This is a genomic window from Polaromonas sp. (assembly GCF_030689685.1).
Taxonomy (GTDB): Bacteria; Pseudomonadota; Gammaproteobacteria; order Burkholderiales; family Burkholderiaceae_C; genus Polaromonas.
In genome coordinates this window covers 37,551-59,071 of record NZ_JAUYEY010000087.1, presented here as the reverse complement: position 1 = coordinate 59,071, position 21,521 = coordinate 37,551, and the positions used below count along the sequence as shown (strand labels likewise).

Annotated in this window: 19 protein-coding genes; 11 read left to right on the top strand and 8 right to left on the bottom strand. The window is 61.9% G+C overall.

What is annotated here, in order from left to right; genetic code table 11:
* Positions 1-268 precede the first annotated feature (268 nt).
* From Q8O29_RS18500 to urtE, 10 genes are all read left to right on the top strand, one after another.
* Positions 269-1,390, top strand: a complete 1,122-nt coding sequence (locus Q8O29_RS18500; protein ID WP_305565492.1) for an AI-2E family transporter — start codon at positions 269-271, stop codon at positions 1,388-1,390.
* Positions 1,391-1,438: 48 nt separating this feature from the next.
* Complete coding sequence (locus Q8O29_RS18495; protein ID WP_305565490.1) at positions 1,439-1,957, top strand: BrnT family toxin; 519 nt, start codon at positions 1,439-1,441, stop codon at positions 1,955-1,957.
* Positions 1,958-2,080: 123 nt separating this feature from the next.
* Positions 2,081-2,329, top strand: a complete 249-nt coding sequence (locus Q8O29_RS18490) for a DNA-binding transcriptional regulator (protein WP_305565488.1) — start codon at positions 2,081-2,083, stop codon at positions 2,327-2,329.
* A gap of 167 nt (positions 2,330-2,496) precedes the next feature.
* Complete coding sequence (locus Q8O29_RS18485; protein ID WP_305565487.1) at positions 2,497-3,048, top strand: hypothetical protein; 552 nt, start codon at positions 2,497-2,499, stop codon at positions 3,046-3,048.
* A complete protein-coding gene (locus Q8O29_RS18480; protein ID WP_305565485.1) occupies positions 3,035-3,619 on the top strand; it encodes a hypothetical protein in 585 nt (194 codons plus the stop codon). The genes Q8O29_RS18485 and Q8O29_RS18480 overlap by 14 nt, the downstream gene beginning before the upstream one ends.
* A 180-nt stretch (positions 3,620-3,799) precedes the next feature.
* Positions 3,800-5,083, top strand: a complete 1,284-nt coding sequence (gene urtA / locus Q8O29_RS18475; protein WP_305565483.1) for an urea ABC transporter substrate-binding protein — start codon at positions 3,800-3,802, stop codon at positions 5,081-5,083.
* A gap of 347 nt (positions 5,084-5,430) precedes the next feature.
* Positions 5,431-7,005: an urea ABC transporter permease subunit UrtB gene (urtB, locus tag Q8O29_RS18470; protein WP_305565481.1), complete on the top strand. Its 1,575-nt coding sequence runs from the start codon at positions 5,431-5,433 to the stop codon at positions 7,003-7,005.
* On the top strand, positions 7,002-8,120 hold the full coding sequence (urtC, locus tag Q8O29_RS18465) for an urea ABC transporter permease subunit UrtC (RefSeq protein ID WP_305565479.1): 1,119 nt from the start codon (positions 7,002-7,004) through the stop codon (positions 8,118-8,120). Before urtB ends, urtC begins: the two co-directional genes overlap by 4 nt.
* The gene (gene urtD, locus Q8O29_RS18460; RefSeq protein ID WP_305565477.1) at positions 8,117-9,010 is read left to right on the top strand and encodes an urea ABC transporter ATP-binding protein UrtD; all 894 of its coding nucleotides are present in this window, start codon (positions 8,117-8,119) and stop codon (positions 9,008-9,010) included. Before urtC ends, urtD begins: the two co-directional genes overlap by 4 nt.
* Before the next feature lie 105 nt (positions 9,011-9,115).
* Entirely contained in the window at positions 9,116-9,808 is a 693-nt protein-coding gene (gene urtE / locus Q8O29_RS18455; RefSeq protein ID WP_305565475.1) for an urea ABC transporter ATP-binding subunit UrtE, read from the top strand.
* Between the two features lie 105 nt (positions 9,809-9,913).
* Here urtE and Q8O29_RS18450 read toward each other — a convergent pair whose 3' ends face one another.
* Entirely contained in the window at positions 9,914-11,113 is a 1,200-nt protein-coding gene (locus tag Q8O29_RS18450; RefSeq protein ID WP_305565474.1) for a cation:proton antiporter, read from the bottom strand.
* Between the two features lie 112 nt (positions 11,114-11,225).
* Positions 11,226-12,026, bottom strand: coding sequence for a M48 family metallopeptidase (locus Q8O29_RS18445; protein WP_305565472.1), 801 nt, complete (start codon positions 12,024-12,026; stop codon positions 11,226-11,228).
* Positions 12,027-12,270: 244 nt separating this feature from the next.
* On the opposite strand from Q8O29_RS18445, the gene Q8O29_RS18440 reads away from it, so the two are divergent.
* Positions 12,271-12,708, top strand: coding sequence for a DUF3597 domain-containing protein (locus Q8O29_RS18440; protein ID WP_305565470.1), 438 nt, complete (start codon positions 12,271-12,273; stop codon positions 12,706-12,708).
* A gap of 270 nt (positions 12,709-12,978) precedes the next feature.
* Here Q8O29_RS18440 and Q8O29_RS18435 read toward each other — a convergent pair whose 3' ends face one another.
* The 6 genes from Q8O29_RS18435 to Q8O29_RS18410 all read right to left on the bottom strand — a co-directional run bounded on the left by Q8O29_RS18435 (position 12,979) and on the right by Q8O29_RS18410 (position 21,490).
* On the bottom strand, positions 12,979-13,809 hold the full coding sequence (locus Q8O29_RS18435; protein ID WP_305565468.1) for an urease accessory protein UreD: 831 nt from the start codon (positions 13,807-13,809) through the stop codon (positions 12,979-12,981).
* Positions 13,810-14,317: 508 nt separating this feature from the next.
* Positions 14,318-16,267, bottom strand: a complete 1,950-nt coding sequence (gene mdoH, locus Q8O29_RS18430; protein ID WP_305565466.1) for a glucans biosynthesis glucosyltransferase MdoH — start codon at positions 16,265-16,267, stop codon at positions 14,318-14,320.
* Between the two features lie 23 nt (positions 16,268-16,290).
* Complete coding sequence (locus tag Q8O29_RS18425; RefSeq protein ID WP_305565496.1) at positions 16,291-17,820, bottom strand: glucan biosynthesis protein G; 1,530 nt, start codon at positions 17,818-17,820, stop codon at positions 16,291-16,293.
* Between the two features lie 199 nt (positions 17,821-18,019).
* A complete protein-coding gene (locus Q8O29_RS18420; RefSeq protein WP_305565464.1) occupies positions 18,020-19,447 on the bottom strand; it encodes a sigma 54-interacting transcriptional regulator in 1,428 nt (475 codons plus the stop codon).
* Positions 19,444-20,085 (bottom strand): hypothetical protein, encoded by a 642-nt coding sequence (locus tag Q8O29_RS18415; protein WP_305565462.1) that lies wholly within the window; start codon positions 20,083-20,085, stop codon positions 19,444-19,446. Before Q8O29_RS18415 ends, Q8O29_RS18420 begins: the two co-directional genes overlap by 4 nt.
* Complete coding sequence (locus tag Q8O29_RS18410) at positions 20,069-21,490, bottom strand: HAMP domain-containing sensor histidine kinase (protein WP_305565460.1); 1,422 nt, start codon at positions 21,488-21,490, stop codon at positions 20,069-20,071. Before Q8O29_RS18410 ends, Q8O29_RS18415 begins: the two co-directional genes overlap by 17 nt.
* Positions 21,491-21,521 lie beyond the last annotated feature (31 nt).

Sequence of the window (21,521 nt, the reverse complement as noted above, 5' to 3'; positions counted from 1 at the left end):
AAGCGAAAAGTGGCCCCGGCGAGGACAGTTTTTGCCGGGTTTGCAGCCTCATAGCCGTAGCTATGGGGCAAAAAGCCGGTGAAAAATGGACCGTCGCGGCCGCTTTGCAGCCGACGTTCCTTCTGCCGCCCAGGCTCCTAGCCCTTAGCTGGTGGGCGTAATCAGCTATGAATTCAGTAGCGAATGACAGGCCAGCTCGAGGCGTGGATGTTTTGTCGCTACCATCACTGAACCCCCTCCGGCCCCTTTTTTGCACAGGCACCGCATCATGAAACTATCCAGCATCGCCCGATCATCCTCTTTGGAGAACCGGCTTTTCCTTTTGCTGCTGCTGCTGGTGTCGCTGGCCTTTGTCTGGGTGCTCTGGCCGTTTTATGGCGCTGTGTTCTGGGGCGCGATCTTCGCGCTGATGTTCACGCCGCTCTTTGCACGCCTGCTCAAGGTCATGCCGGGTCGGCGCACGCTGGCCGCGTTGGCCACGCTGGCCATCATCCTGGTGGCCGTGATCCTTCCCTTGGGCCTGATCGTTGCCTCGCTGGTGCAGGAAGCCTCTGGCTTGTACCAGCGCATGCAGTCGGGCGAGTTGAGCGTCGGCCTGTACTTCCAGCATGTGTACGGCGCGCTGCCGGCCTGGGTCACCGGCCTGCTGGACCGCTTCGGCCTGAGCAACACCGGCGTGATCCTGGAGCGGGTGTCGGACAGCCTGTCCAAGGGCAGCCAGTTCCTGGCCACGCAGGCGCTCAACATCGGGCAGAACGCCTTTGATTTCGTGGTCAGCTTTTTCGTGATGCTCTACATCCTGTTTTTCCTGCTGCGCGACGGCGGCGCGCTGGCCCGGCGCATCCGCGATGCGGTGCCGCTGGAGTCCGGCATCAAGCGCGAGCTGTCGGGCAAGTTCGTCACCGTGATTCGCGCCACCGTCAAGGGCAATGTGGTGGTGGCGATGTTGCAGGGTGCGCTGGGCGGTCTGATCTTCTGGATGCTGGGCATCAATGCGCCGGTGCTGTGGGGTGTGCTGATGGCGTTTCTCTCGCTGCTGCCGGCCGTGGGCGCGGCGCTGATCTGGGGCCCGGTGGCGGTTTATTTCCTGGTCACTGGCGCCATCACGCAAGGCCTGGTGCTGATTGCCTTCGGCGTGCTGGTGATTGGGCTGGTTGACAACATCCTGCGCCCGCTGCTGGTCGGCAAGGACACCAAGATGCCCGACTACGTGGTGCTGATTTCGACCCTTGGCGGCATGGCGATTTTCGGGCTGAACGGTTTTGTGATCGGCCCGGTGGTGGCAGCGATGTTCATGGCGGGCTGGGACCTGTTTGCCAAGGCGCGCGAGGAGGCGGCGCAGCCTGCGGTGCAACCATCGGCGCTGCCGCCTGAGCTGCCCAAGGGGTGAAGCTCTTTCGTAGGGGCCAGGATCGGTTAATGTAGCTACAATAACCAGATGAAAATTCTCTTCGATCCAGCCAAACGCGAGAAGACGCTGGTTGATCGGGGATTGGACTTCGCCGACGCCGCGCTTGTGTTTGCAGGCACAACGCTGGAGACCGAAGACACCAGGAAAAGCTACGGTGAAACCCGCATCATTTGTTATGGCCTGCTCGCCGGCCGGATGGTTGTTGTGGGTTACACGCCGCGTGGCGCGGATCGCCACATCTTCAGCATGATGGACAAGCCAATGAACGCGAAAAAACCCGCATCGCCCCGCTCCTTGACGTCTGATCTCGCGCGCCTTGATACGCCTGTGGTGGCGCCGCAAGAGTATGAAGAGCTTCCTGAACTCACTGAGGACATGCTGGCACGCGCGAAAGTCAACAAAGGGGGAAGACCCGTCTCACCCAACCCCCGCAAATTGATATCGCTGCGCCTGCCTGCCGATGTCATTGATCGCTGGAAGGCGACGGGTGCCGGTTGGCAGACGCGCATGGCGGAACGGTTGAACAAGGTTCATTGGCCTGAGTGATGGCTACGTAAAAAATGAGCAAGAAGCTATCACCAGAGCAAGTCAAGCTGTTGAGGCACATGATGAAAGACATGACCCATCGATAAACAACACTTCGACCAACTGGTCAAAGGCGTGAAAGAAATGAAGCGCCACATCGCCGGAAAAATCGTGCGCGGCGCCATTGTGGAAGAAGTGCCTACGCCTGATGTACGCGTCATCCGCGAGGCCGCTCACATCAGTCAAAGTCAGTTTGCCAAGTTGATTGGCGTGAACCTGCGAACCTTGCAAAACTGGGAACAACATCGCACGCGCCCGACCGGGCCGGCGAGAGCTTTGCTCAAGATTGTGGCGTCCAATCCCAAAGCTATTGAGGCTTTGCATACTTCATAACACAGGGGGTCGAAGGCAGCGAGAATGGGTGGCTTTTACGAAGGTCAAGTGGCGACGCAAAAATCAATGCGAGTAAGGACGACACAAATATGCGGTGGCTGACAGTTGTTTATACGTATTTGTGATTTGGCCAGTAAAAAAGCGCTTCTTCTCGCCTTTAGTTACTTATGCCAGCAATTCATATCACTACTGAAGACCTAGCGATTGCTTCTGCTGTTGCCGCAGTGTTTTCTGCCTTGTACGCTTGGCATAGCGCACGCATCGCAAAAAGAGCACTCGGGATTGTTGAGCAAGACCATATTGAACGTCATGCTGGTATTGCTGGATATCTTATTGATGGCGTGTCATGGGAGTCTGCAGAAACTGGAATATTTGTCGCGTTGGCCTGTTCGCTTTCAAACTCAGCCAGCGCTCCCAATTCCATAGCTCGTGTCGAATTACATCTTCATGTGTTCGATAGTTCAGGTGCCACCTCCACTGTAATTCTTAAACCAGTCAGTCGAGATGCACCTTTACTTTGGGAGTTGCCATCAATTTCCGTCCCTATTAACTTGCAGGCCCGAAGCACCTTATCCGGATGGCTGGTGTACCAAATTCCTCTGCGAGTTTCGCAAGCGTTGTCAATTGATAGATATGAGCTAGTTTTTTCAACTTCGACGGGAGAACGTATCACTCTCGAAACGTATCTTCTCAAAAGGATCGAAAATGCTAAAGGGTAAGCTTGATTCAAAGCGATTCGTTCCAATCGTGAGTGACGGTGGAATCGGGCATCCGGACATTGCGGACGGTCGAATAATCCCCGTTCTCGTAATTGACTGTGTCAATCACCCGCAGCTCTATGACCTTATCCTCATCCATGAGCACACACCTCCTGGCGACGTAATCATCAAGTGGGGACGTAATTTGTTTCATAAGAAGCACGCTTATTTGACGCTTGAATTCCAGCAGCCGGTAAAAAATAGCATAACTATTTGCTTCGCCCTTTCCAATCAGACCATCTTGGTGGACGGAATTATTAGGTCCCGAGGCGTGTACCTTCAACCCCTTCAGTCAGGATGCAAAGTGTCGGACGGCCTTCAAAAACCCAAAATTTTGATTGAGGTTCCGCCAAGCGCAACATTCCCTAGCTGGGACAAACTTCATCGCGCAGCACTACTAAAGAGATACGCTGGAACGGGTCTGTCAAACGCGCAACTTAAAGAGTTGGTTGAACAGCGCATGCAACACTCCGCGGAATTGTGGATGGCTCGAAGGTCAAAAATGCAAGGCGAGCCACAACAAGAAGCTTAAGAGGCGCAGTTCAGCAAGGGTTAAAGCAGTCCTAACCAGTACTCATCCCTGCTACATACGCCACCCGGCGTATAGCCCGTTCCCCCTCCGGTCTCCAGAATCACTTCATCGCTTCGTAAGTGCCCTCCAGCGGCTTTTGCAGAGCGAAAAATGATTGACCACCTACCGGAGAAGCTTCTCATGCAACGTCGATTTACCCTCAAGGCGCTGAGCGCCGCCTTCGCCCTGGCAGGCCTGTCTGTCCTGCCAGCCCATGCCCAGTCGGGTGGCACCATCAAGGTGGGCATTTTGCACAGCCTGTCGGGCACCATGGCCATTTCGGAAACCGTGTTGAAAGACACCGTGCTGATGGCGATTGACGAGATTAACGCCAAGGGTGGCGTGCTGGGCAAGAAGCTGGAGCCCGTGGTGGTGGACCCGGCTTCCAACTGGCCCCTGTTTGCTGAAAAAACCAAGCAGTTGCTGGGGCAGGACAAGGTCGCGGTGATCTTCGGCGCCTGGACCTCGGTGTCGCGCAAGTCGATGCTGCCCGTGCTCGAGGAAATGAACGGCCTGCTGTTCTACCCGGTGCAGTACGAAGGTGAAGAGCTGTCCAAAAACGTGTTCTACACCGGCGCTGCACCGAATCAGCAGGCGATTCCTGCGGTGGACTATTTGATGAGCAAGGAAGGCGGCGGTGCCAAGCGCTGGGTGCTGCTGGGCACCGACTATGTGTACCCCCGTACCACCAACAAGATTCTGCGCGCCTACCTGAAATCCAAGGGCGTGAAAGACAGCGACATCGACGAGAAGTACACGCCGTTTGGTCACTCCGATTACCAGACCATCGTGGCTGACATCAAGAAGTTCTCCGCCGGGGGCAAGACCGCCGTGGTGTCCACCATCAATGGCGACTCCAACGTGCCGTTCTACAAAGAGCTGGGCAACGCCGGCCTGAAGGCCAAGGACGTGCCAGTGGTGGCCTTCTCGGTGGGTGAAGAAGAGCTGCGCGGCGTGGACACCAAGCCGCTGGTGGGCCACCTGGCGGCCTGGAACTACTTCATGTCGATCAAGAACCCGACCAATGACGAGTTCATCAAGAAGTGGTCGGCCTACGCCAAGGCCAAGAAGCTGCCGGGCTCCGACAAGCCGCTGACTAACGACCCGATGGAAGCCACTTACATCGGCATCAACATGTGGAAGCAGGCAGTCGAGAAGGCCAAGTCCACCGATGTCGACAAGGTCATTGCCGCCATGGCCGGCCAGACCTTCAAGGCTCCGAGCGGCATCGTGAGCAAGATGGACGAGAAAAACCATCATCTGCACAAGTCGGTGTTCATTGGTGAAATCAAGGCCGACGGTCAGTTCAACGTGGTCTGGAAGACCCCCGGCCCCGTGAAAGCCAAGCCATGGAGCCCCTACATCGAAGGCAACGACAAGAAGCCTGACGAGCCGGCAAAAGGCATGAGCGTCGCCACCAAGTAAGAGAGCGCCACTCCAAAGCCCACACGGGGTTTGGCGGTGCAAGCCGCACCTGGTTTGCAGAAAACAGGTGCGGCTTTTTACTGTCGGGGCAGGGTTCTGGTCACGGGCTCGGGGTCATGGATTGCGGGTCAGGCCCGCAATGACAACTTCTTCTTTTTGTCATCCCGGACCCGATCCGGGATCCACGACCCCGGCCCCGCCCACAACGGAAAGGAAGGGTCGGCAACCCCACTCTGACCTGCTTCTTGCACTAACCCGGTGCAGGTTTATCAAGGAAGTTGCAGCCTGGGCGTAGCGGTAGCGGGCATTGGCTGGCTGCTGAGCCCACCCTACAGGTTCTTTCCATCATGATGATTCGCACACTTCTTCTATCTGCTACGTTATTTATAGCTGCCGGCGCGCATGCCCTGAGCGCGGACGAGGCAAAAGGCATGGCGCTGGGCGACACCGCAGCGCGGGTGCAAGCGCTGAACAAGGCCGCTGCCAATCCTGACGGCAAGACCGCAGCCTTCATCCAGGCGCTGGCGGACGATGCCGTCAAGACGGCAGGCGACAAGGTGTTTGTGATCAAGAACGACAAAGGCTTTGACCCGGTGACCGGCGCAGAGTTGGTGGTGCCCGCAGACGCGGAAGATGTGATCAACAACAACCTGATGCGCGGCGAGTTGGACAATGCGCTGGCCGCGCTCAAGCTGTTTGCCAGAGACCCGAAGGTGCGCGCCGACGCGATCAAGACACTCGCCAGCAGCAGCGAAGAATCACGTCTGCCGCTGATAGAAAAAGCCTATGCGCTTGAGGCCGTGCCCGCGTTGAAGGACCAGCTCGAGACGGTCAGGGCCACCATCCTGCTCGGCAGCAGTGACAAAACCAAGCGCCTTGAAGCTGCGGCGCGCCTGTCCGGCAGCAACAACCCGATCAGCAAGACCGTGCTGATCGCGCGCCTGGCGGAAGAGGACGACGCCGAAGTCAAAAGTGCGCTGCAGGCTTCGCTGCGCAAGGTCGAGTCTGCATTGGCCTGGGGCGACAAGCTGGGCGCTGTGTTCAGCGGCATCAGCCTGGGCAGCATCTTGCTGCTGGTGGCGCTGGGCCTGGCCATCACCTACGGCCTGATGGGCGTGATCAACATGGCGCATGGCGAGCTGATGATGATTGGCGCCTACGCCACCTACGTGGTGCAGGGCCTGTTCCAGAAATACCTGCCCGGGCTGTTTGACTGGTATCTGCTGGCGGCGGTGCCGGTGGCCTTTATGGCCTCGGCCTTGATGGGTGCGGCGTTGGAGCGCGGCGTGATCCGCTTTCTCTATGGCCGGCCGCTTGAGACACTGCTGGCCACCTGGGGCATCAGCCTGATGCTGCAGCAACTGGTGCGCTCCATTTTCGGCGCGCAAAACGTCGGGGTTGAAAACCCGGTATGGATGAGCGGCGGCGTGCAGGTGCTGGGCAACCTGTCTTTGCCCTTCAACCGGCTGGTCATCATCGGTTTTGCCATTGCCGTGTTGCTGGGCATGGCGTGGCTGATCAGCCGGACGCGCCTCGGCCTGTTTGTGCGCGGCGTCACACAGAACCGGCCGATTGCTTCCTGCATGGGCGTCAACACCGCGCGTGTGGACACCTATGCGTTTGCGCTGGGCTCGGGCATTGCCGGGCTGGCGGGCTGTGCGCTAAGCCAGGTCGGCAACGTCGGGCCAGACCTGGGCCAGGGCTACATCGTCGATGCCTTCATGGTGGTGGTGCTGGGCGGTGTGGGCCAGCTCGCCGGCACTGTTTATGCTGCGATGGGTCTGGGCATTCTGAACAAATTCCTCGAAGGCTGGACCGGTGCGGTGCTGGCCAAGATTGCGGTGCTGGTGCTCATCATCATCTTCATCCAGAAGCGGCCGCAGGGCATCTTCGCGATGAAGGGCCGGAGTGCGGAAGCATGAGTACACCCCAAGTTCCCGTTGTTCTTCCTGCCAAAGGCCCCATGCTCACCCGTGTCGGCTTGAGCGCTTTCATGGTATCGCTGCTGCTGGTCTGCGCGCTGGCCCCCGTGCTCAACCTGCTGGTGCCCGAAACCAGCATGTTCCACATGAGCACCTACGCGGTAGCCTTGCTCGGCAAGATCATGTGTTACGCCATCGTCGCGTTGGCCATGGATTTGATCTGGGGCTACACCGGCATTTTGTCGCTGGGCCACGGGCTGTTTTTTGCGCTCGGCGGCTATGCGATGGGCATGTACCTCATGCGCCAGATCGGCCGCGACGGCAACTACAAAAGCGATCTGCCCGACTTCATGGTGTTCCTCGACTGGAAAGAGCTGCCCTGGCACTGGACTTTCAGCGACAGCTTTGTGGCCACGCTGTTTTTGATTGTGCTGGTACCCGGCATCGTCGCCTTTGTCTTCGGCTACTTCGCCTTTCGCTCGCGCATCAAGGGGGTGTACTTTTCCATCATCACGCAGGCCATGACTTTTGCCGCCATGCTGCTGTTTTTTCGCAACGAGACGGGTTTTGGCGGCAACAACGGCTTTACAGACTTCAAGCGCATCCTCGATACGCCGATTGCCACACCCAGCATGCGCATGGGCTTGTTTGTGATCACCGGGCTGACCTTGCTGGGTTTCTTCCTGTTTGCCAAATGGCTGGTGCGCAGCAAGTTCGGCCGGGTATTGCAGGCGATTCGTGATGCCGAGACCCGCGTGATGTTTTCGGGCTACAACCCCATAAGCTACAAGCTCACAATTTGGACCATTTCCGCCGTGATGTGCGGCATTGCGGGTGCGCTGTATGTGCCGCAGGTGGGCATCATCAATCCGAGCGAGATGAGCCCCGCCAATTCGATTGAAATGGCGATCTGGGCGGCGGTCGGCGGGCGCGCCACGCTGATCGGCCCCATCCTCGGCGCCTTCATCGTCAATGGTGCCAAGAGCTGGCTGACTGTCGCTTACCCCGAGTACTGGCTGTACTTTCTGGGCCTGCTGTTTATTGCAGTGACGCTGTTTTTACCGAATGGCGTGGTCGGTCTGGTCAAAAAACTCAGGAAGGGAGGCGCTAAATGACCCCTGACCTTCTTGAGCAGGGCGCGCGCCGTGTTCAGCAACGCCTGGCGGCATTGGAGGCCAGCAAATCCAATACAGAGTCGGGCGGGCGCAACCCCAGTGGCGGGCGTATCGCCACCCCGGGCGAAGTAGACACCACCCACGGCAGAATTTTGTACCTGGAGGACGTGAGTGTCAGCTTTGACGGCTTCAAAGCCATCAACAAGCTTTCGCTCGATATCGCGCCGGGTGAGCTGCGCTGCATCATCGGCCCCAACGGCGCCGGCAAAACCACGATGATGGACATCATCACCGGCAAGACCCGCCCCGACGAAGGCACGGTATTTTTTGGCAGCACGATTGACCTGCTGCGCCACACAGAGCCACAGATTGCGCAACTCGGTATTGGCCGCAAGTTTCAGAAACCCACCGTGTTCGAGCAGCTCACGGTGTTTGAAAACCTCGAACTCGCCCTGAAGACCAACAAGGGCCATGAGCGTGATGTTTGGTCGTCCCTGTTCTTCAGGCTGGATTCCATGCAGAGCGACCGGCTTGCCGAAATCCTGGTGACGATCCATCTGGCCGACAGCGTCAACCGCATGGCCGGCAACCTGAGCCACGGGCAAAAACAGTGGCTGGAAATCGGCATGCTGCTGATGCAGGACCCCAAGCTGCTGTTGCTGGACGAGCCGGTAGCTGGCATGACCGACGAGGAAACTGCGCGTACCGCTGAGCTCTTTCTTACGCTCAAGGGCAAACATTCGCTGATGGTGGTTGAGCACGACATGAGTTTCATCAAGACGATTTCGGAAGTCGTCACTGTGTTGTGTGACGGGTCGGTGTTGGCTCAGGGGACGCTGGATCAGGTGCAGGCGGATGAACGGGTGATTGAGGTGTATCTTGGTAGATGAAGACGCCCCCCGGTGCGGCTTCGCCGCCTCCCCCCACTGGGGGGCGACCCCTGTGGCCCGGCGAAGCCGGTTCCACGCGGTCACTGGCTTAGGAGTACCTTGCGCATGCTGACTGTCAAAAACGTCAACCAGTATTACGGCGGCTCCCACATCCTGCGCGACGTCAGCCTCGAAGCCCATCCCGGCAAAGTGACGGTGCTGTTGGGCCGCAACGGCGTAGGCAAGACCACGCTGCTCAAGTCACTGATGGGCCTGGTGCCGATCAAGACCGGAACTATCGAGTTCGATGGCAAGCCCATCCAGAACGCCACACCGTATGAGCGCGCCCGCGCCGGTATTGGCTTTGTGCCTCAAGGCCGTGAGATATTCGCCCGCCTGACGGTCGAGGAAAACCTGTGCATGGGCCTGGCCTACAAAAGTGCCGGCACGCCGATTCCCGCCGAACTGTACGAGCTGTTTCCGGTGCTCAAACAAATGCTGAGCCGCCGTGGTGGCGACCTGTCGGGCGGGCAACAGCAGCAACTGGCGATTGCCCGTGCGCTGGCGGCCAAACCGAAGTTGCTGATCCTGGACGAGCCGACCGAGGGCATACAGCCCAGCATCATCAAGGACATTGGCCGCGTGATCCGTATGCTGGCTGACCGTGGCGACATGGCGATCCTGCTGGTCGAGCAGTACTACGACTTTGCTTCAGCCCTGGCCGACGATTACCTGGTGATGGAGCGTGGTGCGTTCATCGGACGCGGCCTGGGCAAGGACATGCAGGTCAACGGGGTGCGGCAGCTGGTGGCGATTTAGGGTGTTGTCATGCCGGACCTGATCCGGCATCCATACCGCATAAACCACCTGTCAGGATTAGTGCGCATGGATTGCGGGTCAAGCCCGCAATGACAAACGCCGCGCTCACTTCGATCTGAAAATAATTTCCTTCATGCGCTGAAGCCGGGGCGCTACCACCGGCACCGTCAGCATGGTGCTGGCAATCGCCATCAGCAGCAGGGCGGTAAACGTTTCATTGGTGATGATGCCTTTGTCCAGCAGGATGTTGGCAAAAATGATCATGATCAGCGCCTTGGTTTGCAGTAGCCAGCCGATGATCGCGCTTTCGCCCGGTGCCCACTTGAGAATCTTGCCGGCGATGTGAACACCGATGAGCTTGCCGGCCACAGAAGCCGCCAGCAGCACGGCGGCGGCCACAAACACTGCCTCGCCGCCGACCGACCAGTTGGTGCGCAGCCCTGTGCTCAGGAAGAACACCGGCATCAGGACCAGCAGCACATGATGCCGCAACATGTCCATGTGCTCCTGGTTGAACCACTCCGCGTCCATGATGGCGCCCGCCAGGAAGGCGCCCACCATGAAGTGCAGGCCCGCCCAGTCGGCGCCCAGCGCGCACACAATGAGCCAGATCAGTCCGGCGTACCAGCGGTCGCGCTCGGGCAGCCAGACCATGAGTTTGCGAAACAAAAAGCTCAGGAGCGCAAAAGCGGCCAGAAAACTGGCCTGCCTGCCGACCCTCTCCCAGTCCATCAGAACCAGCGCCAGCACGCCCCAGATGGCGATGTCGTCCAGGCTTGCATACCGCAGGATGCGCTGGCCAATCGGCTGGCGCAGGATGGCGAGTTTTTCCATCAGCAAAATCAGGATAGGCAGCGCGGTCACGGAACAGGCCATGCCCACACCCATGACGAATTGCCAGCGCATGCCCTGCGGGCCGACCCAGCCGTCGTATATCAACATGCCGGCAGCGGCCGCGCAACCGAACAGCAGCGGCATGCCCAGCGCCAGGCCAGCCGTGATGCTGCTTTCACGCCGGTGAGCCCATGCCTTTTTCAGATCCAGTTCTATCCCCGCGATCCAGACAAACACCATGACGGCCCACCATGCCACGCCGTTGAGTGACTGCACCACGGGCGCACTGAACACGAAGGCGTAGTAGTCGGGGTAAATCTTGCCGAGAATGCCGGGCCCCAGCAGGATGCCGGCAATGATCTGCACCACCACCAGAGGTGCGTAGTAATCGGTTTTGAAGAGGCGCCAGATCAGGTAAGGCACCGTGAAGATGATCGCCATCGCGATCAGGTAAATCTCCGTAGTGGTCATGGCCGCATGCATGGCTTCCCTCGCTGTTGTTTTTTAAGGCGCGGGTCTTGCGCCGGAGCTGATGGTAACCAGCCAGGCGGCGTGACGGGGGGGCGCCATCACGGCAGTCAGATCAGCGTCGCGCTGCCTGGTACAGCGGCATCACTGTCGGCAGCAGGGACTGGATCTGCTGTACCCGGCTGCTGTCGCTCGGGTGGGTGCTCAGGAAGTCGGGCGCGCCGCCGCCGCTGCTGCTGGCCGTGCCCATTTTTTGCCAGAGCGTCACGCCGGCTTGCGGGTTGTAGCCTGCGCGCGCCATCAGCTCCAGGCCGATACGGTCGGACTCCGTTTCGTGAGCGCGGCTGAAACGGCTGGCGACCAGCGCTTGGTAGGCGGCGCCGGTGATTTGTGATGCGCCGCCGCCCAGGCCCAGCAACTGGGTGCCGATGCCGATGGCGGTCTGTGCGGCGGTGGCCTGCGAGACCTGCTCGCGTGAATGTTCGCGCAGGGCGTGTGCAATTTCGTGGCCCATCACTACGGCAATTTCCTCGTCGCTCAGTTTAAGCTTGCGCACCAGGCCGGTGTAGAACATGATTTTTCCGCCGGGCATGCAAAAGGCATTGAGTTGTTCGCTTTCGACGATGTTGACTTCCCACTTCCATCCGGGGGCGTCGCTGCGGAAGACTGCGGTCTGGGGCTGGATGCGTGCAGCGACGGCACGAACCCGCGCCAGCATTGCCACGTCGGTATTGAGTGCGCCTTTGGCCGCTGCATCTGCCTTGAGTTTGGCGTAGGCCTGCTCGGCCATGGCGTTGAGTTCTGCGGAGGACACCAACAGTAGCTGGGAGCGGGAGGCGCCGACGGTGCCGCTTTCAGTGGTGCTGGAACAACCTGCAAACACCAGTGTCAGGGCCATCACAAGAGGGGTCAGCACGGAAGTTTTCATGGGTTCTCGCAGAAGGAAGTTGGCTGCAGGGCGGCCGCAGCCGGGAATGCCCATTGTGCGCAAGTCCGGCTCACAGCAAGTAGGACGCGCGAGCCAGACCTCGTAGGTACCAGCCTCCAGTTGGCGCTGTGGCTTGAAGGAATTTTCCGACACGGGCGCGCGCGTTTGCCTGTTGCCGCCAGGGTCGCGGCGCGTCTAGGATTAAGTTTCATTTTCAAGAACGGAACCCATCATGAGCATTCTCGGCAAAATCTTCGGCAAAATTTTTCCTTCGGCACGCGCTGAAACCCCGGCAGCCCCTGCAGACGCTGCCGGGTCATTGTCCCCTGAGGAGGCCGCAGCTGCATCAGCCGCGTCGGATGTGGCTTCGCGAGCCGCAGGCGCCGCTGCTGCGGCTTCCGCCGCGATGGCCGAGGTGGATGTGAAGGCCTTGCTGGATGACATGGCCAGCAAAAATGCGCAAAAACTCAACTGGAAGACCTCGATCGTCGACCTGATGAAGTTGCTGGATCTGGACAGCAGCCTCGGCGAGCGCAAGGAACTGGCCAAAGAACTCGGTTACTCCGGCGACCTGAACGACAGCGCCACCATGAACATCTGGCTGCACAAACAGGTCATGAACAAGCTGGCTGCCAACGGTGGCAAGGTGCCTGCCGAACTGCGCGACTAGGGCCTGTTCGCACTGTTTATGCAAGATGCGTTGCGAGTCAAAATGGTCATGCGCGAGGCGCAAAATGCAGCCGGGCTCGCGCCCGGCAAGGCTTTGCAACACTGCGCATGGTCATTTTGGCCGCAACCCGAAGGGAACGGGTGAAAACAACGCCACTCCGCGTTCCACTCCTAACCCAGACGCCCAGTCTGGGTGTCGTCGCGCGCCTTGATTGGCACTGTTTTCACCGCGTTCGCACTTGTATAAACGGTGCGAACAGGCCCTGAGCGCTCAGGCCGACCAGATGCGCGGACTGGGCGCCGCCTGATCCCATAAGTGCCGGCGCCAGCTTTTCCAAACCTGTTTGAGCAGGCCCATGGCGGGTTCGACCAGCGGCGCAAGCACGCGCACGACCACCACCTGGGCATCCGGGCTGGTGGCGCCTGCGCTATTGACCAGGGCGTGTGTCCCCATCACTTCACGCGCCACCTCCAGTGCCTGCTCGCGGCGTCCGCGGTCCAGTTTGCTGCCGCTGGCAAAAAACAGGGTGGCCATGCAACGCTGGCCGGCCAGCCCCAGCGGGCTGTCCATCAATAACCGATCATCCGCGCGGATGCGCGCCCGCTCCAGCCAGACGCCGGGCAGCTCGATGTGCTGGCAAAAACTGCCTTCAGTGAAGGGTTGGCTGGCGCTCGGCAAGCCCAGCGCGGTCACGTCCCAGCCCATCAGTTCAGCGCCGGGCGCCAGATCCAGTGTCAAGTGGTTCTCCGCCAGGCAGCCGCTGTAACACAGGGCCTCCATGGGCAACCATTCGGCGCGTGCACCGGCCTCCAGCCGGATGCGGGTGCGCTGCAGCGCGGTGTCACCGAGTGATTTGTAAAAGCGGGTGGCGCCAGGCGTGGTGATCAGGCCGTGGCTGCCGGTGGCGGCCGTGACCGCGATGTCCAAGGTGTCGCCGCCGACCAGACCGCCCGGCGGATGCACCAGCACGTTGTGGCAGACCGCGTCGCCTTCAGGGTACAGGCTTTGCAGAATGCGCAAAGGGCCGTCGTGGCGGAAGTGAGCGACTGTCTTGCCGGCTTGCAGCGAGTAGTCAAGGGAGAGCGTCGCGTTCCAGGCCATCGGTCGAGTTTAACTGCCGCTGCGGCAGGGATCGATGAGATAATTGCTATTAAATTTATAGCTGTTAGCCCAAGACTGGTATGGGCTAGAGGCATATTTTGCTTGAAAATATGGTGAAAAATGGATATTGACCCGGATGGGGTGGTCAGCCCGCAAGCCGGGGGGTGCCCGGCGGCAAGTAACTTTCTAAAGGCGACCCGAGGGTCTGGGTTCCTCCGCTGGGCTACGGGTAGCCTGCGGTGCTTGGTTCGGCCCGACGGGTGGGGACGAAGGCAGACATCCCAATACAAATACCGAACTCCCATCCGGAGTGCAGCAAGCGCGCAGCGCTTGCTGCACGGGAATCCCAATAGACCGTCATGTTTGCACGCGAGCGCAGCGCACGCGGCCACATGAGGTCCCCCGCCATCGCCCAGCGGGGCGAGGGAGGGGTCAGGGGAGGGAGTGGGGAGTTGGTTCCTGCCCGCAGAACGCAAACCGGGGACGCAGCGTGACGCTTGATAAAAAGTCAGGCCGTACGCAAACGCGGCGCTGGCAACAGTCCCGCATGTTGCCAGGCCCGATCCAGCACGGCGGGTGAGTGGGTCTCTTCCGGAATCAGCAGGTAGTCCTTCGCCCGCATGCTCCGGCCGACGCCGACGCGGCTGGTCAGCACGGTCATGGGAATGGCCAGCAACAGCGGCAGGCCGACCGGCAGTAGCCAGACCAGGGCGCGCACGTCGATGGCGGCGATGCCGAGGGCCAGCACCGCGATGATGCCGCTCATGGGCGCAAACCGCAGCAGCGCGTCGCGCCAGGGCACGGCGGCGGCTTCACGCGGCGGTGACTTCCAGTCCAGCTTGAGGCCAGTGATGGCCGCCATCACAAACAACGAGTGGGCCAGCATGCGGATCGGCGCCTGCAGCAGGGCAATCACGGTTTCCAGGGCGGCGCTGCGCAGCAGGCTGAAGCGCCCGCCAAAGGCCTGGGCCTCTCCCTTGAGCAGCACGGCAGCAATGCCAAGCACGCGCGGCAGGAACAGCATGGACAGCGTCCAGGCCCAGAGCGCGGCGAGTTCGGTCGGCACCAGCATCCAGTCCGTCATGATGTGGGAGCCCGACAGCCACAACGCCGTACCCAGCGTCAGGAAACACAGCCACAGCGGCGCCGACAGGTAGGACATGGCGCCGGTGCCGAACATCGCGCGGTGCACCGGGTGCAGGCCGGGTTCAGCGATCAGCCGCGAGTTCTGCAGGTTGCCCTGGCACCATCGGCGATCCCGCTGCAGTTCGGCCAGCAGGTCGGGCGGTTGCTGCTCGTAGCTGCCGACCAGGTCAGAAGCCAGCCAGACGTGGTAGCCAGCGCGCCGCATCAGCGCGGCTTCGACAAAGTCATGCGAGAGAATGCCGCCGGCCATACCGCCCGTGCCCTGGATGGGCGCGAGCGCGCAATGTTTCATGAAGGGTTCGACGCGCAGGATGGCGTTGTGGCCCCAGTAATGGGACTCGCCGAGCTGCCAAAATTGCATACCCAAGGTGAACAGACGGCCCGTCATGCGCGAGGCGAACTGCTGCGCGCGTGCATGCAGGGTCACATGGCCAATGGCCTGTGTGGCGGTCTGGATGATGCCGGCGCTAGGGTTGGCTTCCATCAGCTTGACCATGTTGAGCAGGCAGTCGCCGCTCATCACGCTGTCGGCGTCGAGCACGATCATGTAGCGGTAGTCCTTGCCCCAGCGGCGGCAGAAGTCGGCGACGTTGCCGGCCTTGCGGTGGGTGCGGCGCTGGCGCAGGCGGAAGTAGACCTCGATCAGTGGCTGGCCGGCCTGGGCCGCAAGCTGCATGCGCAACTCTTCCCAGGCGGCGTGTTCGGCCTGCTGGGTCACCAGGTTGTTGCTGTCCGACAGCACGAACACGTCGAAGGCGGTCGCGTGGCCGGTGGCGGCGACCGATTCGCAGGTGGCGCGCAGGCCCGCAAACACGGTGCGCACGTCTTCATTGCAGATCGGCATGATGATGGCCGTGCGGGCCGAAGCGTCCAGGCGGTCGCTGGCCACGCCGCGCGCGGTCAGCGCGTACTTGTCACCACGCAGGGTCACGTAAAAACCCATCAGTGCCGTCATGAAACCGGTGACGACCCAGGCCGACAGCAGGCCGAACAGCGCGATTTTCCCGTACTCAAGCCAGGCGTTGTCATAGTCGGGCTGCATGTCGGCAAACAGGGCGGTGGCAAAGGCGGTGCTCAGCACGGTGAGTGCCACCAGCACGGCGCGCCGGCGTTTGGCGGCGTGTTGCCACGGCGCCATCGCGCTGGCGGCGGGGGCCGGGCGCGCAGTGCCGGTCAGGCGCAGCAGGACAGCCGTGCCCAGGCTGTTCCAGAAGCCGCGCCAGGGGCGGGGGGCCATGGAGCTGCGGTTGATCGGCGGCGTGGTCACCGAATTGGGATGCCGTTCTTCGCGCAACCTGCTGCGTCGGTTCATGGCGGGTGGTGGCGCGTTGGGCACTAGGGGGTAACGAGGGTGGTCCATGTTTCGCTCACTGTGTGGTTGTCGTGTTGAAGAAAGGCGCGCAACTCAACCGGTTTGGCCGGGTTGATGCGTTGCACGCGCAGGGTCATGCGCCATTGGCCGTTGACCGGGTTGCGGTAGGCGTTGCTTTCAACGACGCGGCCGTTGGCGTCGCTGGAGACGACAGCGCGCACCGGCGCGTCGTCCTTGAGGGCATCAAGCGCCGGGCCGGTAAAGTCGATGACGTAGGAGATCGCTTGCTGCAGCGTCGACGCGTCGAGCTGGTTGAAACCGATGCCGCGGCGCGACTGCGTTGCCCAGCCATTGGGCGGGCGCTGCTGTTTGTCACCCTGCCAGGCCAGTTGGTAGGCGAAGTTGAGCGATTCGCCGGGTTGCGGCAGGCGATCTGGCACCCAGTAGGCCGCCACGTTGTCGTGGGTTTCGTCGGGTGTGGGGAGCTGCAGCAACTCGACCCGGCCAGGCCCCCAGTCACCGAGGGGCGTGACCCAGGCGCTGGGTCGCGACTCGTAACGTGCCTCGGTGTCCTCATAACTGCCGAACAGGCGGTCGCGCTGCATCAGGCCGAAACCCTTGAGGCCTTTCATGGCAAACGAGGTCGCCACTGGCGCTTTGGGGTTCTGCAGCGGGCGCCACAACCACTCGCCTTCGGTGCTGGCCATCATCAGGCCGTCGGAATCGTGGACCTCGGGCCGGAAATCGCCAGCGCGCGGCTGGCTCTCGCCGAAGAAAAACATGCTTGTCAGCGGCGCCAGGCCCAGCGTGGCAACGCGCGGGCCGGCGCTGATGCGCATGAAGACACGCGCATGCACCTCGGTCACGGTCTGCTCGCCGGGACGAATGTCGAAACGGTAAGCGCCGGTCATGCGCGCTGAATCGAGCAGCGCGTAGATGGTGATCTGCTTCGCGTCGACCGCAGGTTTTTCCAGCCAAAAATCGGTGAAACGCGGAAACTCCTCGGGCCGCCCTCCCGCGCCGGCGGTGTCCACCGCCAGACCGCGCGCCGACAGGCCGTAACGCTGACCAGCGCCCAGGGCGCGGAAATAACTCGCGCCCAGGAATGCCACCAGTTCGTCCTTGTAGGCGGGCGAATTCAGTGGCGTGTGGACACGAAATCCGGCGTAGCCGAGGTCGCCCCAGCGTGAGGGCTGCAGCTTGTTCTTGCCGAAGCTGAAGTCGCGCGCATCGTAGGGCAGCGGTTTGTTGCCGAGGGCAGACAGTTCATGGATGCGGACCGAATCGCTCTGGCGGCCCACATGGAAAAATTTGGCCTCATACGGCAAGCCGTCGGCGCGCCACAAAGCCTTGTCATCCTTGAAACGGATGTCACGCAGGCCGTCGTAGGTGAGGCTGGCCAGGTCTGCGGGCAGGGCCTGGCGCTCCGGCTGGTAGGGCGTCTGGGCGCGTTGCTGGGCGAGTTTGCCGACATCGTCCAGCGTCCAGGCCTGGGCAAAACCGGCGAGCAACAGGCCTGCCAACAGGACCGCGTTGCGGACGATCCGCGCCATGCGGGCGCGGGCTGAAACAGGGGTCAAAAGCAGAACCATGCGCTGACAAGGGCAAACCCTGTGCCAGGCAGGAAAAAACTAATTAAATCAATGACTTAAAAGCATTTGAAGCAAAACACCACGTGTGCAGCCTGAAAGATTGCGGGAAAACCCTTATTTTTGTCGCCGTCGAGCGACATTCTTTTTCCCGCCAAGAAAATTATTGTTTGAAATCAGGCACTTGGCCCTGTCGCTCATCAGCGACAGCCTCAGGGACAGTGGCGACAGATTCACTTTTGAAGTGGCTCGGCGTCAGTCCGTGTTTTTGCATCAGCCGGTAAAACTCGGTGCGGTTGCGGTCGGCCAGGCGGGCGGCGTCGGCGACGTTGCCGTCGGTCAGCTTGAGCAGGCCGACCAGGTACTCGCGCTCGAAGCGCTGGCGGGCATCAGCCAAGGTCAGCACCTGCACACTGGGCGAGCGCAGGGCGCGCTGGATTAGGGCCAGCGGGATCAGCGGCGTGCTGGCCAGCGCGCAGACCTGCTCGACCACGTTGTAGAGCTGGCGCACATTGCCCGGCCAGGCGGCGGTGGTCAGGGCCTTGAGCGCTTCCGGCGCGAAGCCGCTCAGGCGCTTGCCATATTTGCCGGCCAGCTTGACCAGGAAGTGGTTGGCCAGCAACGCAATGTCCTCGCGCCGCTCGGCCAGTGGCGGCAAGGTCAGCGTGACCACGTTGAGACGGTAGTAGAGGTCGGTGCGGAACTGGCCCTCGGCCATGGCAGCGTCCAGGTCGCGGTGGGTGGCCGACAGGATGCGCACATTGACCGGAATCGACTGGCTGGAGCCCAGCGGGCGCACCACGCGTTCCTGCAGCACGCGCAGCAGCTTGACTTGCAGCGCCAGCGGCATGTCGCCGATCTCGTCGAGCAGCAGGGTGCCGCCTTCGGCCGCCTGGAACAGGCCCTTGTGGTTGGACGAGGCATCGGTGAAGGCGCCCTTAACGTGGCCGAACAGCTCGGACTCCAGCAGCGCCTCCGGAATCGCGCCGCAGTTGACCGCGATAAACGGCTGGGCCGCGCGCGGGCTGGCCTGGTGGATGGCCTGCGCCAGCAGTTCCTTGCCGGTGCCGCTTTCGCCGCGCAGCATCACACTCGCATCCGAACGCGCCACCATCCTGGCTTCGGCCAGGGTTTCAGCCATGCGGCTGGAGCGGCTGACGATGCCGCTTTGCCAGGTTTCTTCCTGGCCGGCCCGCGTGGCGGGCGCCGGCGCGCTCAGCGCCAGGGCCAGGGCGATCTTGTCCAGCAGGGCCTTGCCGTCAAAGGGTTTGGTCAGGTAGGTGAAGACACCGCGTTCGGTGGCTTCGACGGCATCGGGAATCGTGCCGTGCGCGGTCAGCAAAATCACCGGCAGCGAAGGGTGGCGCGCGCGGATGTCTTCAAACAGTGCCAGCCCGTCCTTGCCCGGAAGCCGCACATCGCTGAGCACCAGCTGGGGCCGTGCGATGTCGAGCTGGGCCAGCGCGGCCTCGGCCGAGGCCACCGCGCTGACGCGGTAACCCGCCGCATTCAGGCGCATGGTCAGCAGGCGCAGCATGTCGGCGTCGTCGTCGACGACCAGAAGATGCGCGCCAGTGGCCGTTGCGCTCATGAGCCTGGCGGCCGGGTGCTGCGGCTGTTCCGTGAGGACGCTGGGGCAGCCGGTGCGGCCGGTGGCCGGCTGGTCAGGCTGCGTTCGATTTCCTTGAGCGCGTCCAGCTTGTCCTGGGTCTCCCCGAGCCGGCGCTGCAGCTCGCGCACTTGCTGGCTCTGTCGGTCCAACTGGTCCTCTACCCGCCGCTGCTCTGCATACCGGGTGCCGAGCAGACGGGCCAGCACGTGCAGTTCGCGTGCCTCTCCCGTCTGGTTGGCCAGCACGCGCTGCAGCAGCTCCTGCGCCCGCACCAGGTCATAGAGCTGGCGCGTCTGACTCAGGGCCATGGCCAGGCGCACCTGGTCGGCCGGCACGCCGGGCTCGTTCAGGCGCGCGATTTCCTGGACCAGTTCAGGCCCCTGCAGGCCCCGCACGCGTTCGGCGTGTTCGAGCAGCAGTGCCACGGCAGCGCGGACGGGCGGCGGGGGCGGGCTGGCCACCACCTCCGGTGTGGTCGGCGGCGGCGCCACCGCCATCGTCTGCGCTGGCACTGGCGTCTGCACCGGCAGGGTGCAGCCGGCGGCGAACAGGCCGGCGGCCAGTGCCGCTAAAAAGGCCAGGCGCTTGCCGTGGCGGGTATCAACGCTTGAAAGCATGGGGAAGTTCAATCCTGAAATGGGCGCCGGGGCCGTCCGGCAGCAGTTGCACCTGGCCACCATGCGCAGCAATGTACTCCTGCACGATGGACAGGCCGATGCCGCTGCCACGCACGGCCTGGGGCGGTTGCTGGGAGCCGCGGTAAAAGGGTTCAAAAATGCGTGCCCGGTCATCAAATGAAATGCCCGGACCTTCATCATCAATGTCGATGCGCACGGCCTCAGCCAGACGACTCAATCGCAGGTTGATGCGCCCCTGCGTGGGGGAGTAACGGATGGCGTTGGACAACAGGTTGGCGAGCACGGTTCCCAGCTTGTCGCGGTCAATTTCCGCCTGCACGGCCTTGCCCTCAATGTTGACCTGCAGCTCACGCGCGCGCCACTGCAGTTGCTGGGCCTGGACCTGTTCGGTGATCAGTTGCAGCAGGTCGGTTTTCTCGCGCCGCAACTGGCGCGCTTCGAAGGCGGCGGCATTGAAGCGCAGCAGGTCCTCGATCTGGCCCTGCAGCAGGCCGGTGTTGTGGCGCAGGATTTTGGCGATCTCGCGCTGATTGTTGCTGAGCTCGCCGGCCACGCCGTCTTCGAGCAGCGAGACGCCTTCGCGCAGCGAGGCCAGCGGGGTCTTCAACTCGTGTGACACATGACGCAGGAAACGCGACTTGTCGGCGTCCAGTTCGACCAGCCGCAGGCGCAGCCATTCCAGGCGCTGCCCGACCAGTTGCAAATCGGCCGGGCCGTCGATCGCGATGGCTTCGTCAAGGCGGTTTTCACCGAGGCCGATGATGGCTTTTTCCAGGCGTCTGAGCGGCCGGGTCAGCAGGATGCCGAAGGCCAGCGCCAGCATCACCGCAAGCCCGATGGCGCCGATGACCTGCTGGGTGAGCTGGCGGCGGCGGGTTTCCAGTGTGTCGAGCAGACTGCGGTTCTGCGCCGCGATGGCCTGGCGCACCTGCTGGGCAATCGCGGCGTTGACAAGATCGAGCTCGCGAAACTCCAGCGCGACCTGGCGGTCCCGGTCCAGGGCGGTGTCGGGCGCGCCGTCGAGCAGGGCGATGATGGCCGCCAGGCGCTGGGCCCAATCGGTCACCTGTGTAGCGGGCACGCCCTGCGTCGCCAGCCGCATCAATACCTCGCGCGCTTCGGTGGCGGCTTCGTCAAAGCGGCGGCGCAGCAGGCGGTCGCCGAGCACCAGCGACTGGCGTGCCGTGCGCTCCATGGCCACACTGCGCTCCGTCAGCGATTGCGCGTCTGCGCTCAGGTCCAGCGCGCGGGCGGCGCTGTCGCGGCTTTGCAGGGTCAGTTGCTCCAGTGTGAACAGCGCGCGCAGCGAGGCCGCAGCCAGCAGCGCGGAGATCAGCAAAAAGGCGACCACCAGCAATTGCCGGAAGGAAACGTGCTTCAGCATCCTGGGTCAGTTTGGGCCATGGCGGCGCCGG